At 62.4% G+C, this 18,446-nt stretch carries 16 protein-coding genes; 8 read left to right on the plus strand and 8 right to left on the minus strand.

The annotated features are described in order from the left end of the window. Positions 1-129 precede the first annotated feature (129 nt). Positions 130-1,020 carry a methylisocitrate lyase gene (gene prpB / locus B2J89_RS15755; protein WP_169169995.1) on the minus strand — a complete coding sequence of 297 codons (891 nt, stop codon included), beginning with the start codon at positions 1,018-1,020 and terminating at the stop codon, positions 130-132. A 37-nt stretch (positions 1,021-1,057) separates the two neighbouring features. Continuing rightward, positions 1,058-2,557 (minus strand): FAD-dependent tricarballylate dehydrogenase TcuA, encoded by a 1,500-nt coding sequence (gene tcuA, locus B2J89_RS15760; protein ID WP_169169996.1) that lies wholly within the window; start codon positions 2,555-2,557, stop codon positions 1,058-1,060. A gap of 426 nt (positions 2,558-2,983) precedes the next feature. Here tcuA and B2J89_RS15765 point away from each other — a divergent pair, with 426 nt between their 5' ends. Further along, the gene (locus B2J89_RS15765) at positions 2,984-3,772 is read left to right on the plus strand and encodes an electron transfer flavoprotein subunit beta (RefSeq protein ID WP_169169997.1); all 789 of its coding nucleotides are present in this window, start codon (positions 2,984-2,986) and stop codon (positions 3,770-3,772) included. Beyond that, positions 3,769-4,764, plus strand: a complete 996-nt coding sequence (locus tag B2J89_RS15770; RefSeq protein ID WP_169169998.1) for an electron transfer flavoprotein subunit alpha/FixB family protein — start codon at positions 3,769-3,771, stop codon at positions 4,762-4,764. Before B2J89_RS15765 ends, B2J89_RS15770 begins: the two co-directional genes overlap by 4 nt. A 77-nt stretch (positions 4,765-4,841) precedes the next feature. Here B2J89_RS15770 and B2J89_RS15775 read toward each other — a convergent pair whose 3' ends face one another. The 4 genes from B2J89_RS15775 to B2J89_RS15790 form a co-directional block, all read right to left on the minus strand. Continuing rightward, the gene (locus B2J89_RS15775; RefSeq protein WP_169169999.1) at positions 4,842-5,813 is read right to left on the minus strand and encodes a tripartite tricarboxylate transporter substrate binding protein; all 972 of its coding nucleotides are present in this window, start codon (positions 5,811-5,813) and stop codon (positions 4,842-4,844) included. Between the two features lie 55 nt (positions 5,814-5,868). Then, positions 5,869-6,654, minus strand: coding sequence for an SDR family oxidoreductase (locus B2J89_RS15780; RefSeq protein ID WP_318294431.1), 786 nt, complete (start codon positions 6,652-6,654; stop codon positions 5,869-5,871). A 105-nt stretch (positions 6,655-6,759) separates the two neighbouring features. Continuing rightward, positions 6,760-8,124: an MmgE/PrpD family protein gene (locus B2J89_RS15785; protein WP_169170001.1), complete on the minus strand. Its 1,365-nt coding sequence runs from the start codon at positions 8,122-8,124 to the stop codon at positions 6,760-6,762. A gap of 132 nt (positions 8,125-8,256) precedes the next feature. Further along, the gene (locus tag B2J89_RS15790; protein ID WP_169170002.1) at positions 8,257-9,225 is read right to left on the minus strand and encodes a tripartite tricarboxylate transporter substrate binding protein; all 969 of its coding nucleotides are present in this window, start codon (positions 9,223-9,225) and stop codon (positions 8,257-8,259) included. A gap of 318 nt (positions 9,226-9,543) precedes the next feature. Here B2J89_RS15790 and B2J89_RS15795 point away from each other — a divergent pair, with 318 nt between their 5' ends. The 5 genes from B2J89_RS15795 (at position 9,544) to B2J89_RS15815 (ending at position 14,704) form a co-directional block, all read left to right on the plus strand. Next, on the plus strand, positions 9,544-10,992 hold the full coding sequence (locus tag B2J89_RS15795) for an FAD-dependent oxidoreductase (protein WP_169170003.1): 1,449 nt from the start codon (positions 9,544-9,546) through the stop codon (positions 10,990-10,992). An 80-nt stretch (positions 10,993-11,072) separates the two neighbouring features. Beyond that, positions 11,073-11,834 carry an SDR family NAD(P)-dependent oxidoreductase gene (locus B2J89_RS15800; protein ID WP_205763854.1) on the plus strand — a complete coding sequence of 254 codons (762 nt, stop codon included), beginning with the start codon at positions 11,073-11,075 and terminating at the stop codon, positions 11,832-11,834. Between the two features lie 57 nt (positions 11,835-11,891). Beyond that, positions 11,892-12,476 (plus strand): cysteine hydrolase, encoded by a 585-nt coding sequence (locus B2J89_RS15805; protein WP_169170004.1) that lies wholly within the window; start codon positions 11,892-11,894, stop codon positions 12,474-12,476. Positions 12,477-12,507: 31 nt separating this feature from the next. Further along, entirely contained in the window at positions 12,508-13,326 is an 819-nt protein-coding gene (locus tag B2J89_RS15810) for an aspartate/glutamate racemase family protein (protein ID WP_169170005.1), read from the plus strand. 1 nt (position 13,327) lies between these two features. Then, positions 13,328-14,704 (plus strand): flavocytochrome c, encoded by a 1,377-nt coding sequence (locus tag B2J89_RS15815; RefSeq protein ID WP_169170006.1) that lies wholly within the window; start codon positions 13,328-13,330, stop codon positions 14,702-14,704. 37 nt (positions 14,705-14,741) lie between these two features. Here the strand turns inward: B2J89_RS15815 and B2J89_RS15820 are convergent, their stop codons facing one another. After that, complete coding sequence (locus B2J89_RS15820) at positions 14,742-15,662, minus strand: LysR family transcriptional regulator (protein WP_205763855.1); 921 nt, start codon at positions 15,660-15,662, stop codon at positions 14,742-14,744. A gap of 252 nt (positions 15,663-15,914) precedes the next feature. After that, the gene (locus B2J89_RS15825; RefSeq protein WP_169170008.1) at positions 15,915-16,760 is read right to left on the minus strand and encodes an aspartate/glutamate racemase family protein; all 846 of its coding nucleotides are present in this window, start codon (positions 16,758-16,760) and stop codon (positions 15,915-15,917) included. 150 nt (positions 16,761-16,910) lie between these two features. Here B2J89_RS15825 and B2J89_RS15830 point away from each other — a divergent pair, with 150 nt between their 5' ends. After that, a complete protein-coding gene (locus B2J89_RS15830; RefSeq protein WP_169170009.1) occupies positions 16,911-17,912 on the plus strand; it encodes a tripartite tricarboxylate transporter substrate binding protein in 1,002 nt (333 codons plus the stop codon). The last annotated feature ends 534 nt before the right edge of the window (positions 17,913-18,446 follow it).

Consider the following 18,446-nt stretch of genomic DNA (forward strand, 5'->3'; position numbering starts at 1 on the left):
GGTACGAGGATTTTCATAGGGGAAGTCCCTGGAGAATTAAAAAACGGGGCCGTGTTGAAGCGTCGTCAGCGCACTGCGGATGGCGCGCCAAAGCGGCAACGGTTTTGCGGCCTTCAAGACCGCAAAGTCTCAGCTTTGTGCGAAACGGTCCAAATAACGCTCAAACGTGTGGTAATTAATGCGGTCGTACAGCTCTTCGCGGGTCTGCATGCTGTTCACCACGGCCTTCTGGTGGCCGTCGCGGCGAATGCTCTGGTAGACGTTCTCCGCGGCCTTGTTCATAGCGCGGAACGCGGACAGCGGATACAGCGCCATGGCCACGCCTGCGCCGGCCAGCTCGTCGCGGCTGAAAAGCGGCGTCTGGCCGAACTCGGTGATGTTCGCCAGCACGGGCGCGCCAATCGCATCCACAAAGCGCCGATAGGTTTCAAGATCGCGCACTGCCTCCGCAAAGATCGCGTCAGCACCGGCCTCCAGGCACCGCTGCGCACGCTCAATCGCTGCGTCAACACCCTCGGTGGCGATGGCATCCGTGCGGGCGATCAGATAAAAATCGGCGTCGGTGCGCGCATCGGCTGCGGCCTTCACGCGGTCGGTCATCTCGTCGACAGAAACAATCTGCTTGCCGGGGCGATGGCCGCAGCGCTTGGCACCCGCTTGGTCCTCGATATGGCAGGCTGCGGCGCCCGCCTTGATCAAGCTCTTGACGGTGCGTGCAATGTTGAAGGCGCTGGGGCCAAAGCCGGTGTCGATGTCCACCAGCAGCGGCAGGTCGCAGACGTCGGTGATGCGCCGCACATCGATCAGCACATCGTCCAGGTTGATGATGCCCAGATCGGGCATGCCCAGCGACCCGGCGGCCACACCGCCGCCCGACAGATACAAGGCACGGTAACCCGCGCGACGGGCCAGCAGCGCATGGTTGGCGTTGATGGCGCCCACGATTTGCAGTGGCTTTTCAGTGGCCAGAGCCTGGCGAAAACGGGCACCAGCGCTCGCGGGAGAAGTAGATGGGGTCATGGTAGAAAAATAGGTAAGTTCAATCAATGCACAGGGACTATTGGGTGCGTCCGTGGCGAGCGGCTTGCGTGCCGGCGATGCGGCCGAATACCGAGCCCGATGTCAGGCCAGCGCCGCCGGGGTACTTGGTGTAATACAACCCGCCCACCATCTCGCCCGCGGCATACAGACCGGGCATAGGCCGCCCTTCTTCGTCCAGCACTTCGGCCTGCGGCGTGATGGACAACCCGGCATAGGTGCAGGTGATGCCGCAACTGACTTCAAAGGCCACGAACGGCCCTTGCTCCAGCGGCAGCGCCCAGTTGGTCTTGTCGATGGTCAAGCCCTGGGTGCGGCGTCCATCGAGCACGGCCGGATTGAACGGCACGCTGCGGTCGATGGCGGCGTTGAATTCGCGCAGCGTGCGCAGCAATTGCGCCTTGTCGACCCCTTCAAACTGCGCCACCAGGCCTTCCAGGGTGTCAGACTGGTAGCGTGTAGCGTGCCGTATGCGGTACTCATCGGGCAGCAAAGCAGCACCTTGGGCGTCGAAGATCTGCCAGCCCCGACCACCAGGCTGCTTGAGGATGGCCGCGCCCATGCGCGAATAGGTGTAGTTGCGGAAGTTTTCGCCTTCGTTCACAAACCGCTCACCCAGGGTGTTCACCACCACGCCAAGGTTGAAATAATTCTTTTGCTGGTTCAACAACGCCGGGTCACCAAACTCGGGCGCATTGGCGTCGTAGAACACGCTATGGCACGCTGTCCAGTGGCCGGCCGCGCGTGCGCCCTTGTTCAGCGCGGCCTGGATGGCGAGCCCCGTGTTGTAGCGCGAGCCGCGCACCTTGGCGAGATCCCAGTTGGTGCCGAGGTAACGCGCACGCCATTCGGTGTTGGCATGGAAACCGCCTGCCGCCAGCACCACCGCTCCTGCGCGCAGCTGTCGCACCTGTCCGTTGTGCACAGCGACCACACCGCAAACCGCCCCGTTTTCGACCAGCAGTTCGGTCATTTTGTGGTCATAGGCAATGCGTACACCCTGTCGCTGTGCTCGGGTGAACAAGGACTCGACCAAGCCGGCGCCGCCGCCCGACACTTCGATCGTCAGCCCACCCCAGAACTTGTGCTTGCCGTCGACCAGAAACGATTGACGACCATGGATAGGAATAAAACGAACGCCTTGGCTGCGCATCCATTGCAAGGTCTCGAAGCTGTTGTTCACCAGCACCTCGACCAGGTCGGGATCGGCGCGCAGGCCGCTCATCTCGATCAGCTCATCGAAAAACTGCGATGCGGGATAGGCACCAAAATCCGAGCGCGCCAGCTCGTCTTCCGAGAGATCGGTCACCAAGCGGGCGATGTCCTGCGCCCCTTCATAAGCCACACGGAAGGCTCCGCCTGTGTAGGCAGAGTTGCCGCCACGGGCAGCCTCGGGAGCGCGCTCCAGAACCAGCACACTCGCTCCTTGCTCCGCTGCCGCGAGCGCTGCGCACAGTGCCGCATTGCCAGCCCCGACGACGAGAACGTCCACAGTCTCCTGTTCCACGGCGGCGCTCATGCCATCGACCTCGTGGAAGGTGCATTGCAAGCCGGGAGGCAAGGCCAGCAACGGGCGGTTTTGACGGAGTGAAACTTTGCCATTTTTGGCGTCCTTGTCGTGACGAATTTGAACGGCAGTCTAGAGGGCAGGTTTTTCGCCGGGTAGCCTGTCACAGCGAAAGATCAATTCGTGAATACCGAACGAGGAAACAGGGCCTGCTGGCAGGGCATCGGCTCGCAATGCCGGAGCCGGGTGCCATTCGCTGTACTACCGATGTCTGCCTGCCTCCCATCCCGATCACCACATCCGGGCCGGCAACACCGAGAGGCGGTCAAAGTGCCGCTGACAGCTTCGGTCGAAAGGAATATTCGCCCCGGCATTCTTGGCCCCCGCAACATCTGCCCGCAAACTTCCCCGCAAACCAACCACTCTCTGACTGAAACCATGAATGTTCTGGTTCTTCTGGCTGGCATAGCGGATCCCAAATGGCCCCTGCCCTCCTCCCTCGCAGCCACGACACTGGATACCCAGCGGGCCACTTATCCACTGCTGAGCCCCTTTGACGAAGCCGCGCTGGAGCTGGCGCTGAAGCTGCGCGATGCGGATCCCAGTGTCCAGATCCGTGCCCTGGTGGCCGCGTCGTCGCCACAGGACCCGCTGCTGCGCCGTGTCGCCAGTTTTCGCCTGGACCAGGTCTGCGCTTTCGAGACGACCCGGTGGCCCGCATGGAACAGCGCAGCCTTGGCGTCGGCCCTTTCGTGCTATGTGCAAACGCTCACACCAGCACCCGACCTGCTGTTGATGGGGCGTGAATTCGGGGACCAGGACGACGGCAGCCTGCCACCAACCCTGGCACAGGCATTGGCGTGGCCGTTGTCCACGCTGGTCCTGGAAATAGCGGCCGAATCGGGCGGTCGCTTGCAGGTTGCGCGCCAACAAGGTGCCGTGCAAGAACGGGTGCGGCAGGACCTGCCGCTTATCGCTGCCGTGACCAACCACGCACGCAACCGCCTGCGCCACCCGCTGCTCAAGAACGTCATGGCAGCCAAAAAGATAGTCTTCGATCTGACTGCACTGCCTGAGGGCAAGCCCACACCGGTGCTGCGATGTGCCGGCACAGCCCTTGCCGCCGCCACCGCGCGCACCACCGCCTGCCGCATGCTCGACGGGGACGTTGCCGCCCAGGCACGGGCGCTGGCCACTTTGTTGCTGACTTCTGGAGAACCCGCATGACGACGGCCCGCCGCATTGCTGTCCTGCTTCCTCCGGCTGAGGCCGGCGACCATCCCGCCAAACTGCTGGAAGCCGCCGCCGCGCTCGCGCAGGGTGTCACGCTCGACGTGCTCGCGCTGCGTCCAAGCGGAGCCACTGCGCTGCCACCGCAGAGCCTGCCCTGCGCCACCCGCTGGTGGGACTTGAGCCACATAACGCTGGCGCGATTCGATGCCGACAACCTTCTGCCCCTGTTCCTGCAGGCGATCGACATCGCCGGGCTTCGCGCCCCCAGCTTGCTCCTTCTTCCGCCGGGCCCGCTGGGCGAGGAATGCGCGGCGGGTCTGGCCCCTCTGCTGCAAGGCGTCTCACTGGGTCGCTGCACGGACATTGCGCTTGAAGGCGACGAAGTTGTGGGTTCGCGCCCAGCGTACGGTGGTCGTGTGGCATTGCAGCTGGCCAGCACGGCCACCCATTGCCTGGCCACCTGGCGCCCTGCTGGGTCTGCGCCTGCGCCGGTCACCGCGTCGCTCACTGCGCCCCAAGTGCAACAAGTGGTCTTGTCCGCAGTCTTGCCGCCGGCGCCGGAGGCCACGGTGGACGAGGCGGCGGACAGGATGCCGGCCCTTGAGGGCGCGCGCCTGGTGGTCAGCGGCGGGCGCGGCATGCAGGGCGAAGCGGGCTTTGCCCTGCTGGGCCGCATTGCCGGCCAGCTTGGCGCAGCGCTGGGCGGCAGCCTTCCCACGGTGGATGCCGGCTGGGTGCCGGTGGCACGGCAAATCGGGCAATCGGGCAAATATGTCAGTCCGCGCATTTACTTCTCGGTAGGCGTATCGGGAACGCCGCAGCATATGGCGGGCGTGTCTGCGGACAGCCGCATCATCGCGGTCAACAAAGATCCGAGCGCACCGATTTTTGCGCGTGCTGACGTGGGCGTGGTGGCCGAGTGGCAGGATTTGCTGCCCCTGTTGGCCGAAGAGCTGGAAGCCGCTGCAGACGCCACGGCCCGCTGAGTTGTGCGGCGCCTGGCCCTGGGCGCCGCTTTCTGCGGTAGGAAAAGGCACTCGCAGGCGCGAGTGCCTTCCCTTCGTTACTGCACGCCTTCGGTGCGCGCAGTCAGCTCTTTCCAGCGCTGCACGTCAGAGCGAATGTAGGTGGCGAACCGCGCTGGATCTTCGACCAGCAGTTCAGCACCCTGGTCGAGGAACTGGGACTTGAATTCCTGCCGCTCGGCAGCGCGCAACACTGCGGCGTAGATTTTGTCGATCACCGGCTGTGGGGTCTTGGCCGGTGCCAGCAACCCGTTCATGGTGCCCATCTCAAGGCCGCGCAAACCGCTCTCCTCAAAGGTCGGCACCTGCGGCAGCGCAGACAAACGCCGCTTTCCCGCCACCGCCACCGCCGACACCTTGTCCGTCTTGAGCAAGGCCTGTGCGGAGGTATAGGTGGTGAACGTGAGCTGCACCAGCCCGGCTGCCACATCGTTGAGCGCGGGGCCGGCGCCGTTGTAGGGTACGTGGGCCATGTCCAGGCCCGCAGCCGATTTGAAGAGTTCGCCGGCCATGTGTGGCGCGCCGCCCTTGCCGCTGGACGAGAAGTTGTATTTCCCTGGATTGGCGCGGATCACGCTCACGAGCTCCTGCACCGATTGGGTGGGCACTTGCGACGACTTGATCAGAACCAGTGGCATGAAGGCTATCCGCGAAATCGGTGCGAAATCGCGCGTCACGTCGTAGGGCACGCTCATTTGCGCTGGGTTGGCGGTGAGATTGGTCGATGTGTACAGCAGCGTGTAGCCGTCAGGCGAGGCTTTTGCAACCGCCTCTGCGCCGATGTTTCCACTGGCGCCCGGACGGTTGTCCACCACCACCGACTGCCCGAGCTCGCGCGACAACGCGTTAGCCAGGGTGCGCGCCAGGATGTCTGTGCTGCCTGCAGCGGCAAAGGGCACGATGATCTTTATCGGTTTGGTGGGATAGCTGGCCTGCGCTATTGCCAATCCTCCCCACAATGCAGCCACCACACCGGCGGCAGCCTTCAGTCCATTCATTTGTTTTTTCATGGTTTGTCTCACTGGTTGAAAAGAAGAGGCTGAAATCACTGCGTGCCGGGACGTGCTACATGCGACCGGCAGACGCACCGCAGTCGAGCATCAAGGTGTGACCTGTAATGGACTTGGCATGCTCGGAAGCCAGGAACAGCACGGCCTGGGCATAGTCTTCAGGGTCGGGCAGGCGCCCCAAAGGTAGCGACTGCTGCGCCGCCTGCAAGCGGCTTGCCACGTCCTGCCCCGTCGCGACCCACTGGGCGCGCAGAAATGGCGTGTCGGTCGCGGTTGGCGCCACGGCATTGACGCGCACGCCGCGGGGCCCCAGCTCCAGGGCCAGCGCCTTCACCATGCCCACGATGGCGTGCTTGCTTGCTGTGTAGGCACTGCGTTCGGGCCGCGCCAGCACACTTTGCAGCGATCCCGTAAATATCAGGCAGCTGCTGGGACCCTTCACCATACTGCGCAGCGCTGCTTGCGCCGACAAAAGGCTACCGGTCACATTGGTCTCCACCGTGCGGCGAATTTGCGCACTGCTGGCGTCAAGGAGAGAACCCGAAAACCCCATCCCCGCGTTGGCAACGAAGATATCAATGGGCGCCGAAAAAAAAGCTTCAGCCTCGCGCACCATGCGTTCGTTGTCTTCGTCTTGGGCGATGTCACAGACAAGCCCCAGCACCCGCATGCCCGAAGGGTCTATCTGCCGTGCCATAGCCGCCGCACGTTCGCCATCAAGGTCTGCAATCACTACCTGCGCGCCCTCAGCCGCCAGACGGTGGGCCGCAGCAGCGCCCAGACCGCTGGCGGCGCCCGTGATGACGGCACTGCGCCCGGCAGCCCTCAAAGCCGCCCCCACAGGATGCCGGACGGAGCCCGTGCGCTGGTGTACTGCATCAGGTGACCTCTTGGAATGTTTCCGCTTGGCTCTACATCGGGTGGATATGCGGCTGCAGAACCGGGCTCAGCTGAACAGGAAATCCAGGCTGGGCTGTGCTTCCAAGGTATCCAGACATCCCCACAGCACATCAGCCTGCTCGGGGCGCCCCGCGTAGGCCAGGCAGGCATCGAACTTGGCGCGCAAACCCTCATCCGACAGATCAAAATCTTCAGCCCTCACACTGATTTCTCGGCCGTCCGTGGTCACGGCGCGGATTTCTGCGGGTGGGTGGCCCGGTTTGTCGGGCAGGTTTTCCGCAATCTCAATGCTGTCGGCAACCGCAAGCACGGCGGGGTCGGACAAGCCTTCCAGATGGAGCGTATTCAGATCCACGGTGCCACGCACCAGCGTGAATGCTGTCATGTAGGGCACGCTGTATTTGGCGTCCTGCAGCGTGCGGGGGCGGCGCCGATCCGCCAGCGGCGCACACAGCTTGGCAGCCGATGCATTCACGGACACGACCATGCTGCGGACACCCGCGCCCTGCAGGTGCTCACGCAAGGCAAGAGCTGCGGACACATAAGGATGCGACAGACGGCAACTGGGCCAGGGTTTGATGCGCGTGTCCTGGAATTGCCAGCCGTCTGTATCGAGCAGCAGCGCGACTTGCGCAGCGCTGGGCTGTGCCTCCAGATAGATGCTAAACAAGCTCGCCGCGCCATCCAACGCAGACTCTGGCCCAACCACACCGGCCTTGGACAGCAGCGCCGCCGTGACGCCCCCCATAGCAGCGAACGCGGGATAGATACTGCGCCCCGTGGCACCCACACCAAAGCCGGCCTCCTTCCCTCCGGCCGCCTGCATGTACGCCAGCCCCAAGGTGGAAACGATTTGATCTTCGTCCAACCCCATCACCAGCGCAGCGGTCATCCCGGCGCCAAAGTAGCCAAAGAGCTGGGTCAGAAACCAGTCGGCCCCAGGACCACGGCCCATGGGGGAATACATCACGCCGAGGCGGCACATCAACTCATTGCCCAAGGCCACGGCGTCGACCACGCGTGCGGACGGTGCACCCACCAGTTCGGCAGCCGCCAGAGCCGCAGGCAGGGTCACGGCGGTCGGGTGCAGGCGTGCGACATCGTGAATGTCATCGAAATCCAGCGTATGGATCAGCGCGGCATTGGTGAAGGCCGCCAGACTGGGCGCATGGCGAGCGGCGCTGCCAAAGACACCGCAGGCGCCGCCTCCCGCACCCATGGTCATGGCATCCAGCAACTGCTGCGCCAGAGGCTGGCTGCGCGTGGCTGCGAGGCCAATGGCCACCGCATCCGCAATGTGCTGGCGTGTCTTGTGGCGGATTTCTGGGGGAATGCCGCCTTCGGTATCGCGCTGCTGCAGCAGGCACGCGACCCGTCTGCTCAGCGACTGCGTAGTGATGTTGGATTCCATGGATGCAGTCAGGTTTCATTCGGTGTAATGGCAGAAGGCAAGCGCTGAAGCCGCAAGCTCAAGCGGATACCGGTGCCGCTTCGGAGGTCCAGCTCAGAAAAACGCGCCCTCACCGCTGAACACCGATGCGCTCTACTGATCGAGCTGAATCCCGGCGTTCTTAATGACGGCACTCCAGCGCGCCGACTCGGCATCGATGCGCGATTGCACGCCAGCAGGTGGGCTGCTGAGCGGCTCCACTCCGAGCTTCGTCAGCGTGGCCCGCAACTCCGCCGTCTCCAGCGCGGCATTCACAGCCCGGTTCACCTGATCCACCACCCCAGGCGCGAGGCCAGCGGGACCCATGACCGCCAGCCATGTGCCTCCTTCGACAGCGAAGCCCTGCTCCGTCAGCGTTGGCAGATCGGGCGCTGCGGGCAGACGCTTAGCGGACGCCAGGCCCAACAATTTCAGACGACCACCTTGCTGCTGGGGCATGGCCACCGACAAGGGGACCATCAGCACGTCAACCTGGTTGGATGCCAACGCGGTGATGGCCGGAGCAGCACCCTGAAACGGCACATGCAGCACATCAATTTTTGCGGCCTGTTTGAACATCTCAAATGCAATCTGCGAAGAGCTGCCCACCCCCCAGGATGCATAACTGAGCTTGCCCGGCTGCGCCTTGGCCAGGGCAACCAGCCCGGCGATGTCACGCACTTCCAGCCCTGGCCGCACAGCCATGGCATAGGGGAACTGGCCCACCCATGCCACTGGAGTGAAATCCTTCTGAACGTTGTAACCCACCCTCTTGTACACATGAGGGTTGATGGCGTGCGTTTCCACCGAAGCAATCCCCAGCGTGTAGCCGTTGGGCTGGGCGCGCGACACCGTCTCTGTGCCCAGCATGCCATTGGCGCCCGGACGGTTGTCCACCACGACCTGCTGCTTGATCTGCAGCGCCATGGCGGCGGCCACATGCCGGGACACCGCATCCGTGCCCCCGCCAGCTGGCCACGGCACCACCAGCTTAATGGGCTGCGCCGGATAGGGTGCCTGGGCCTGCACGCCCCCTGTGATGGACACCAGGGTCGTAAAGACAGCGATGCAAAGTTTTTTCATGGCTATGTCCTTTGGGTCGGCGATGGACCGGCCAGTGGAAGTGGATGGAGCGGTGAAGGCCCGGGCGATGCACCGGCCAACAACGCTGCCAATGATGGGCACTTGCGTGGGGCCCCAACAGCCTGCTGGAGCAAATGGATTTTTCGGTTAGTGCGAAAAGTCTGCGGGCGCGGAAAGACATCCGTGCGACCGCATGGCATGACCGGACGCAGGCTGTTGCCAAAAATACTATTCGCTTGGAACGGCTTCCCACATTCGCTTTGCTTATGAATCATTGGCCCCAAGCCGCCCAGTGCGGAGCCGATACAGGAGCTGATGATGGAAAACGAGTTTGATGTAGTGGTTGCCGGATGCGGCGTGGCGGGTTTGTCGGCGGCCGTTGCCGCAGCCGAGGCTGGCGCACGGGTTGCGATTCTGGAGCGCGCACCCGAAGAGGAGCGCGGCGGCCAGAGCCGTTACACGGAGGCCTATCTGCGCATGAAAAGCCTGACCGAGGTGAGCGACGATTTTGAGACTCACTTGGCCGAGAACGGATCGGGCAGCATCGATCCCGAACTGGTGGAGCAAACGGCCACCGACGCGCGCGGCAGCTCGCTGACCCGCAGCCTCAGCCTGGCCGACCCCAACCTCATCGAGCGCTTTTCCGACGCGGCCCCCAAAACCATCGCCTGGTTGCAGGGCATCGGTGCACGCTTTGATTTCTTGCCAACGCAGTTTTTGACGGCCTCCCAGCCCCGCCTGCTGCCCGTGGGTGGCGGCCAGGCCCTAGTCGATGTGCTCGCCGCGCGGGCGGAGGCACTGGGGGTGACGTTTTTCTACGAGACCACGGCACAGTCCTTGATTCGCAACGCGCTAGGCCACGTAGTGGGCCTGTATGCGACCGTGCGAGGGCAAGGCCAGCGCGAGCTCATGGGCAGCGTGGTGCTGGCCTGTGGCGGCTTCGAAGGCAATACCGAAATGATGACCCGCTATGTCGGGCCGCGCGCCGTCTATTTGCGCCCCGTCTGCAAAGGGGGCTACTACAACCGGGGCGAGGGCATTCGCATGGCGCTGGACATTGGCGCTGCGGCCTGCGGTGAGTTCGGTAGCTACCACGCCGAGCCGGTCGACCCGCGCTCCGGGGTGTCCGAGCCATCGATCTTTATTTTCCCCTACGGGATTCTGGTCAACGCAGACGGTGAGCGCTTTACCAACGAAGCGCCGACCACCGTGGATGCCTGCTACGAGCCCGTCACACGGCGCATCTTTGAACAGCGCGGCGGCATCGCCTGGACCATTCTCGATGCCCGCCATACCCGCATTCCCAATTACCGCCTCGGCATCCGTACCGACCAGCCGCCCGTCAGCGCCGCCACCATCGCGGAACTGGCGACGAAGATCGGCGTGCCGCCGGATCGCCTGCAGGCCACGGTGGAAGGCTACAACGCCGCGTGCAGTGGACAGGACTGGAGTCCTCTGGCATTGGACGGACTGGCCACGCAAGGGCTCACTCCGCCCAAGTCGCACTGGGCCTGCCCGCTGACCGAGGGTCCGTTCCATGCGTACCCCATCATTTCTGCCAACGTCTTCACGTTCGGCGGCCTCAAGATCAATCCCGAGGCCCAGGTGCTGGACGCGGATGGCGACGCCATATCGGGCCTGTATGCCGCAGGCGAAACCGTGGGCATCTACTACGGCAACTACACCGGCGCCACGTCCGTGCTCAAGGGCCTGGTGTTTGGCCGCATTGCGGGTGACACCGCGGCGCGGGCGCTGGCCACGGCTTGAGCATTCTGAAACGCCTGTTGAATAGCCTGTCGGGCGCCAGGCGCTTGACTCCCCACGCGAAGAATGATCAAGGAACAGATATGACGATGGACTATCGCGGGCGGGTTGCGCTCGTCACTGGTGCTGCGGGCGCGATCGGCACGGCTCTGACGGCGGAGCTGCGCAGGCGCGGCGCGAGCGTGGTGGGCGCAGACGGCATGAGCGGCAAGCCTTGGACCGAAGCCGACCTGCGCACCGAGCCGCTGGTGCGGCTGAACGTGACCGACCGCTCCTCTGTGCACGGCCTGGTGGCACGCACCGAAGCGCAGCTAGGACCCATCGATCTGCTGGTCAATGTGGCCGGCGTCGTTTCGTTTGGCCCGGCCGAGGGCCTGCCTGAGATCGAGTGGGACCGTGTCATTGACATCAATTTGAAGGGCACTTTTCTCACTTGCCAGGCGGTCATCCCGGGCATGAAACGTGTCGGCTTTGGCCGCATCGTCAACATCGGCTCGGTGGTCGGAAAAAATGCAGGGAACGCCCGACCGTGGCTCGACGCGGGCGAGCAGCAGCGCGCGGGCAACGTGGCCTATGGTGTATCGAAAGCCGGGGTGCATGCGATGACAGGCTTTCTCGCCAAAGAGCTGGCAGCTTACGGCATCACGGCCAATGCGGTGGCTCCCGGCCCGATCGCGACCGCTATGACCACGAACTTCCCTGAAACGCTGCGCGCCATGGTGCCGGTGGGCCGCATGGGTACGACCGCCGACGTCGTCACTGCCATCCTGTTTCTCGCCGGCCGTGATGCGGGCTTCATCACGGGCGAAGTTCTCGACGTGAACGGTGGCATGTGGTGTGACTGAACCGCTCTCCGAGCCAATTTTTCTTCCTCTTTACCAACCCACTTCTCAAGGAATCCCATGAAAGCAATCTACCTCGTTCTCGACATGCAAAACGATCTGGTCCACGTCGACGGCCCCAATGGCAAGTCTCCGCTGGGCGAGCAGGTGCGTAGCCGCCAGGTGCTTGCGCACACAGCCACCGCACTGGCCAAGGCCCGCGCCGCGGGTGTGGCCGTGGGCTGGGTGCGTGTGGGCTTCTCGCCCGAGTACCAGGAATGCCCCAAGACCTCTCCGGTGTTTGGTGGGGCACCCAAGGCGGGCTTGTTCAAGTTGGGCGGCTTTGGCACCGAGATTCACCCGAGCCTGGAACAGCAACCCGGTGACGTTCAGGTGGTCAAGCACCGCGTGAGCCCGTTTTATTCCACGACGCTGGAGGCGCAACTGCGCGCGGGGGGCTATACGCGCATTTACTGCTCGGGCGTTTCGACCCAGGCTGTGGTGCAGGCCACGGTGCGCGATGCGCACGACCGTGACTACGAGGTGGTGCTGATTGAAGACGCCTGCTGCGCGCACAACGACGAAGAGCACCGCAACTCGATCGGCAGCATCAGCCGCTTCTGCAAGCAGGTCACGACCGCTGCAGAAGTCGATTTCACGGCCTGACAGCACGCCACACCGCGAGGAGAAGAGCACCATGGGCATTCGCATATGGCACCAGAGTTTCACGGTGCTGCAGGATCTGGGCGCGTACGACGCAGCATTGAAAGCGCATTTCCAGCGTGTTGCGCGCAGCGACACCGAAATCGTCATGCACGGCATGCAGCCAGGCACCTATCGCAGCAACTACCCTGGAGAGGATATCCGGCACGCCGGCTTCCAACACCTGCACTCGCTGCAGTTCCTGGCCGCCGCAGTGCGTGCAGAAGACGATGGCTTTGATGCCTATGCCATCAGCACGCTGCCAGACCCGGGGCTGCGCGAGATCCGCTCACTGCTGCGTATTCCTGTTGTCGGCTATGGCGAATCGGCCATGCTGACCTCCTGTCTGCTGGGTTCGCGCTTTGCCGTTCTGGTGTTCATCAATGAGCTGACCGACCTGATCACCGACAACGCGCGCCAGTATGGCCTCGGGGAACGCCTGGTGGGTGTCTCGGATGTGGGCTTTCGATTTACCGATGTGCTGTCGGGATTTTCCGACCCTGCCCCGTTGATTGAACGCTTCCATGCCGCAGCGCGAGCCCAGATTGCAGCAGGCGCCGAGGTCATCATTCCCGGAGAAGCTCCGCTGTGCGTCCTGCTGGCCACCCATGGCATCTCGAGCGTAGATGGCGTGCCGGTGCTTGATTCGCTTTCCTGCTGGATCAAGCAAGCGGAGCTTCTGGTCGATCTCAAGCGCACCAGCGGAATTGAACGCTGCCAGCGCGGATATTTCCACGAGCCGCCGCCTCGCGACCGCTTGCGCGAAGTTCTCGGCTTCTACCAGCTCGACCGTCTCGGCCAGCAGGGATCATGAAATGACAAACACTGTAGAAACCGAGCTGCTGGTGGTGGGTGGTGGCCTCGCAGGCTTTGCCGCAGCTTTGGAGGCCGCAGAGGCTGGCGTCAACGTGCTGCTCCTGGAAAAGATGGAAGCCACCGGTGGCTCCTCGGCCATGAGCGGTGGCTGCCTGGCCTTTGCTGGCACCGACCTGCAGGCCGCAGAAGGCATTGAGGACAGTGCCGAACTGCTCAAGCGCGACCTGCTCGAGGTGGGGTTGCATGAGAACGACCCGGCGCTGGTGCAGACCTATGTCGATCACCAGCTGGAGACCTACGAATGGCTCAAGAAACAAGGTGTGGCGTTCAGCCCTGTAATTGAGGCCTCGTCGGGCCAATCGGTGCCCCGGGTGCACACCGTCGACCCCGCAGACACGGTTCGCCTGCTGGAATCGCGCTGCCGCAGCAGTGGTCGCGTCACCATTTTGCTGGGTACGCGGGCAACGCGCTTGTTGCGTGACAGCGAGACAGCGCCAGTGCATGGCGCGCTGGCTACTGGACCTGACGGTGAAATCAGCATTCTGGCGCGGCGCGGGGTATTGCTCGCCAGCGGTGGCTTTGGGCGCAATGCCGAACTGGTGCACCGCTACGCGCCCCAGTACGACAACGCAGTCTTTGTCTGTGGCGACGGAAACGTGGGTGACGGGCTTGCCATGGCGCGGAAACTGGGCGCTGACATGCGGGACATGATTTATATCAAGGGGACCTACGGCAAGCACCCTGTGGACACGCTCAACCACCACAGTTGCCTGGCGGTGTACAAGGGAGCGATCGCCATCAACGAGCACGGCAAGCGCTTCGTGGACGAGTCCATTTCCTACAAGCTGCTGGGCGACGCTGTCATGGCCCAGCCTTATCACACGTCATTCCAGGTCTTCGATCAGCCAATTTTTGACTCTGGTGACGACCGTGTTCGCATCCTGGACTTCAGCCGTCGCATGGAAGAGGGTTTGATCATCAAGGCGGACACGCTGCAAGCTCTGGCCCAGCAGATTGAAGTCCCCTACGAAACCCTGAAGACCACGGTGGATCGCTACAACAGCTTTTGCGACCGTGGCGAAGATGAAGAATTTGGGCGCAGAAAACTGGTGCACAACCACGGCGAATTGCGCCGCATTGAGACGGGGCCGTTCTATGCGTATCCGTCCACTGCAGCAGTATTTGGGACCTATTGCGGCTTGCGCGTGGATGCGTGCCTGCAGGTACTGGATGTGTTTGGCGAAGTCATCGAAGGCCTCTACGCAGCCGGCGAAGTGATCGGCGGATTCCACGGTGGCGCCTATATGACAGGCTCGGCCCTTGGCAAGGCAGTAGTGCTAGGCCGCGTTGCCGCCAGAGGCGCAGCAAACAAATGACCGCTCGCGGCCAGTGCATGAGTAGCCCTTGCCGCGTTCAGCGTTTGCTCAACGGCCGGACCTCCACCTGTCGCGACAAGCTCGGACGGCGCTCCGAATCAATTACTTCCGTGAGGAAATCGGTGAAGGCCCGGACTTTGGCTGAATCGTTTCGGGCACGCGTCGTGACGGCATAGAAGGTGCGCCGGCGCGTCTGCCAGTCTGGATACACAGCAACCAACTCACCATGCTGTAAGGCGCGATTGGCAAAAATGTCCAGGATGTGGACGACCCCTGCCCCCTGACGTGCAGCCAACAGCAGCGCATCGTTGCTGTTGAAGTGCAAGCGCCCCTGGGGGTGCAGCGTCACCTTCTCTTCTCCGCGTTCCAGAATCCAGGCGTTTGAGGTGCGGCGCTCCTCAGCCAGCACGCCAAGGCACTGGAGCGGATCGAGTTCGCGGGGGTGCTCAGGTAATGACGGTACCAGGTCAGGCTTGCAGCACACCACATAGCAGGCCTCATAGATCGGTCGCGCGATCAGGTCCGCATCCTCCACCCGGTCCATGCGTATGGCGACATCGATCGCTTTTTCGATGAGGTTGTGCGGCTGGTTGGTGAGCGTCACCGCAGTGGATATGTTGGGATGGCGTGCCGCAAATCCGGGCAAGGCTGGACACAGCAAGGCATGCCCAAAAGAAATCGGGGTTTCAATGACGAGTGACCCGCGCATTTCGCCGATGCGACTGCGCACCTCGGACTCTGCCTCTTCCACATCCCGAAGTACATCGCGAGCACGGGCCAAATAAGTCGTCCCCTCCTCCGTCAGGTGCAAACGCCGCGTGTCGCGGTGAATAAGAGTCACCCCCAGGTGCTGCTCCAGGTTTCGGATGCACGCTGTCACCGTGGCATTGGCCAGATCGAGTGACTCGGCTGCGCGTGAAAAACTGGAGCACTCTGCAACTCGGACGAAGACAGTCATGGCCCAGAGCCGATCCATCTTGTTGCGTCTCTGTGAATTTTGGTCCATTGGTCCCTTTGGTCGTCCACTGTTCAAGTGTTGAATCGTGACCGGATTTTAGGGGCGGGGGCTTTTCCCCCTGGACATCATTTGTTCCAAGTGATTGCTCACTGCCGCTGCAGACGTTGCAACATAAGGAAGTTATCGGCGCGCGAGCTTTGCGCTGCAGTCAGTCGCAGCGCGCGTACCCCAGGAAATTCTCTAACGATCGATTTACTCGAGCTGGTTTTTCCCAGTATGCAAGGGACCTGAGAAATGGCCTTCATGAATGGGCCCAGCTGGATCCGCAGCACGCATATGAGCGAGAAATTGTGACGGAGGGCGGGCAAAAAACTGGCGTCGGCTAACGCTGAGCCCGGTGTGACACCGCAGCTGGGCAAAATAGGCAGCGTGGTGAAACAACACCCCGAGAGGGTCCATGACAACGACTCCATCCACGTGCAGCACCTTTTCGCGAACCAAAAATGCGTTGAGCACTCCGTCGCCTGGGATCACGACCTCGGCACCCAAGGCGACTGCTTCCCGGCAAGCTTGCAGAAACCGCGCCTTGACAGAGGCTGAGTTGGTCTCCAACTCGAACAGTGACACTGCCGGCGCCATGGTGACGATGCCAGCCAATCGCTGTGTCAACCCATATTGGTACGCCAGGTCTTCGGTTAGCTGACTCTGGAAGTCATTGAGCGATACGACCGCAAAGCGTCTTCCAAGTGAACAGGCCGTGAGCATGGACGTTTCGGACAAACTTACCACTGGAATATCGACCAGTGAGCGGGCCTCGCGCAAGGCCGGATCAAAGAAGCAGCCCAAGGCAAATGCGTCATAGCCAGCAGCTTCGGCGGCAAGGACGGCCTCGCACACTTGGCGACCATTGTTCATCCGAAGAAACGGGTGGCTGTTGAAGTCCATCGGCGCAACGCCCGGTGGATAAGTGCCGGGCACCACGCCATGAATCACCACCCGCACCCCGGATGGAACGGTCGAGCGTGCATGCTCCACCAAGGTCTCACAGTAGCGGGGGAATGCTTGAAGGTCGGTGAAGCTTTGATGCCAAATTTTCATGCACCATTATCAAAGCGCTCTATGCCAACGCATCGCTTGGAAAAGTGAAAACTGCATTTGCCGTTGACAGCTGTGCGCGGCGCCACCGGAGCCCTACATTGGGACGCACAAGTTTTAGAACGTTCAACGAGCGATAAATAAGGAGACAAAATGAATGCAAGAACCCCTTTGCGCAAGGCACTTTTGGTGGGTACTGCAATAGGAGCTGCCTGGCTGTCTACCGGCGCGCTGTGGGCCACGGCGCACGCCCAAGCCGCTTATCCCACCAAGCCGATCAAATTGATAGTGGGCTACCCACCAGGTGGCTCCAATGACATTGTCGCCAGAATTGTGGCCCCCGCATTGGGGACTGTGCTGGGACAGCAGGTGCTCGTAGAAAACAAGCCAGGTGCCAGCGGCACCATGGGGGCCGCACAAGTCGCCAAGTCACCCGCCGATGGCTACACATTGCTGCTGTCCAGCGCGAGCCCACTTGTGATTGCGCCGCATCTGTTGGCAAAGTCGCCCTTCGACGTCAACCAAGACTTCATTGCAGTCAACTCAGTAGGCCTGACGCCAGAAGCAATTGCGGTGGGCCCCAGCCTGCCCGTGAAAAACTTCCAGGAGCTCCTTGAGCTGGCCAAAAAGCAAGACGTCACGATTTCCTCTTCGGGCAATGGTGGGCTGCCGCATTTGACCATTGAGTTGCTCAAGCAGGCATCCAAAGGACGCATCACACATGTGCCATATAAGGGCGCAGGGCCCGCAGTAAGTGACACGCTCGCAGGCCATGTGAATGCAGTGACCATGGACCTGCCCGCGTTGATTTCGTTTGTACGCGACGGCCGGCTAAAAGCGCTGGCGGTGACGAGCGACAGTCGGGTTGATTTCTTGCCGGATGTGCCCACGGCGCAGGAGCAAGGGCTTCCGTCCTTCTCTGCGGTGAACTGGTTGGGAATTTTCGCTCCCGCAGGAACCCCTCGGCCCATTGTCGATAAGCTGCATTCCGCTTTGAAGCAGGTGGTGGCAGAGGTTCAGGTTCGTGAGCAACTCAATCGCGCCGCCGTAGTACCTCACTCAAGCGCCTCGCCGCAGGTGTTTCAGGCATTTCTCGCGAAAGAGAATGACCGCTGGGGCCGCATAGCTCGGGAGTCCGGGGCAAAGATGGACTGAGTGTCGCGCTTGGCCTTGAAGGCGAAAGCGTGGCAGCACGCGTCGATCGGGGCGCTGCTGCCCGAGACTCGTAGGACCGCCGACGGGATACGCCTTGTCGAGCGGCTCTTGGAAATGTGGGTTTAAGGGCAGCGGAGCCGCCTAGTCAGTGGATTGAGCAAGCGTCGGTTTCAGCGTCAGAGGTTATAGGACTGCTGAATTCGATCGCCAGCGGCAAATGCCGCTGACCTCGCGACGCTCGCGGGGCTGGGTGCATCCTGCCAACAGGCACGACCTGGATCAGCTTGTGGCAGCTCCCAGCGGCTACATCCGCGAGGCGCCTTTTGGCGCAGTCGATCCACTGCAGTCTTCTGCGCTGCAGTGGCAATGTCAGCTCCGCAGCGATAGCTGCCGGTCGGAATCCGCCCACGGATGGGAACTATCAGCCTGAAGTGGTCGCACATTCTGCTGTCACGACAGAATGCTCTTGGACAGTGGCCGAGAAGCACTCCCTGATCGACTCGGACTCGTTCAGCGCTCAAGCGGTTTGGTGCT

Source organism: Acidovorax sp. SRB_24, from assembly GCF_012931925.1.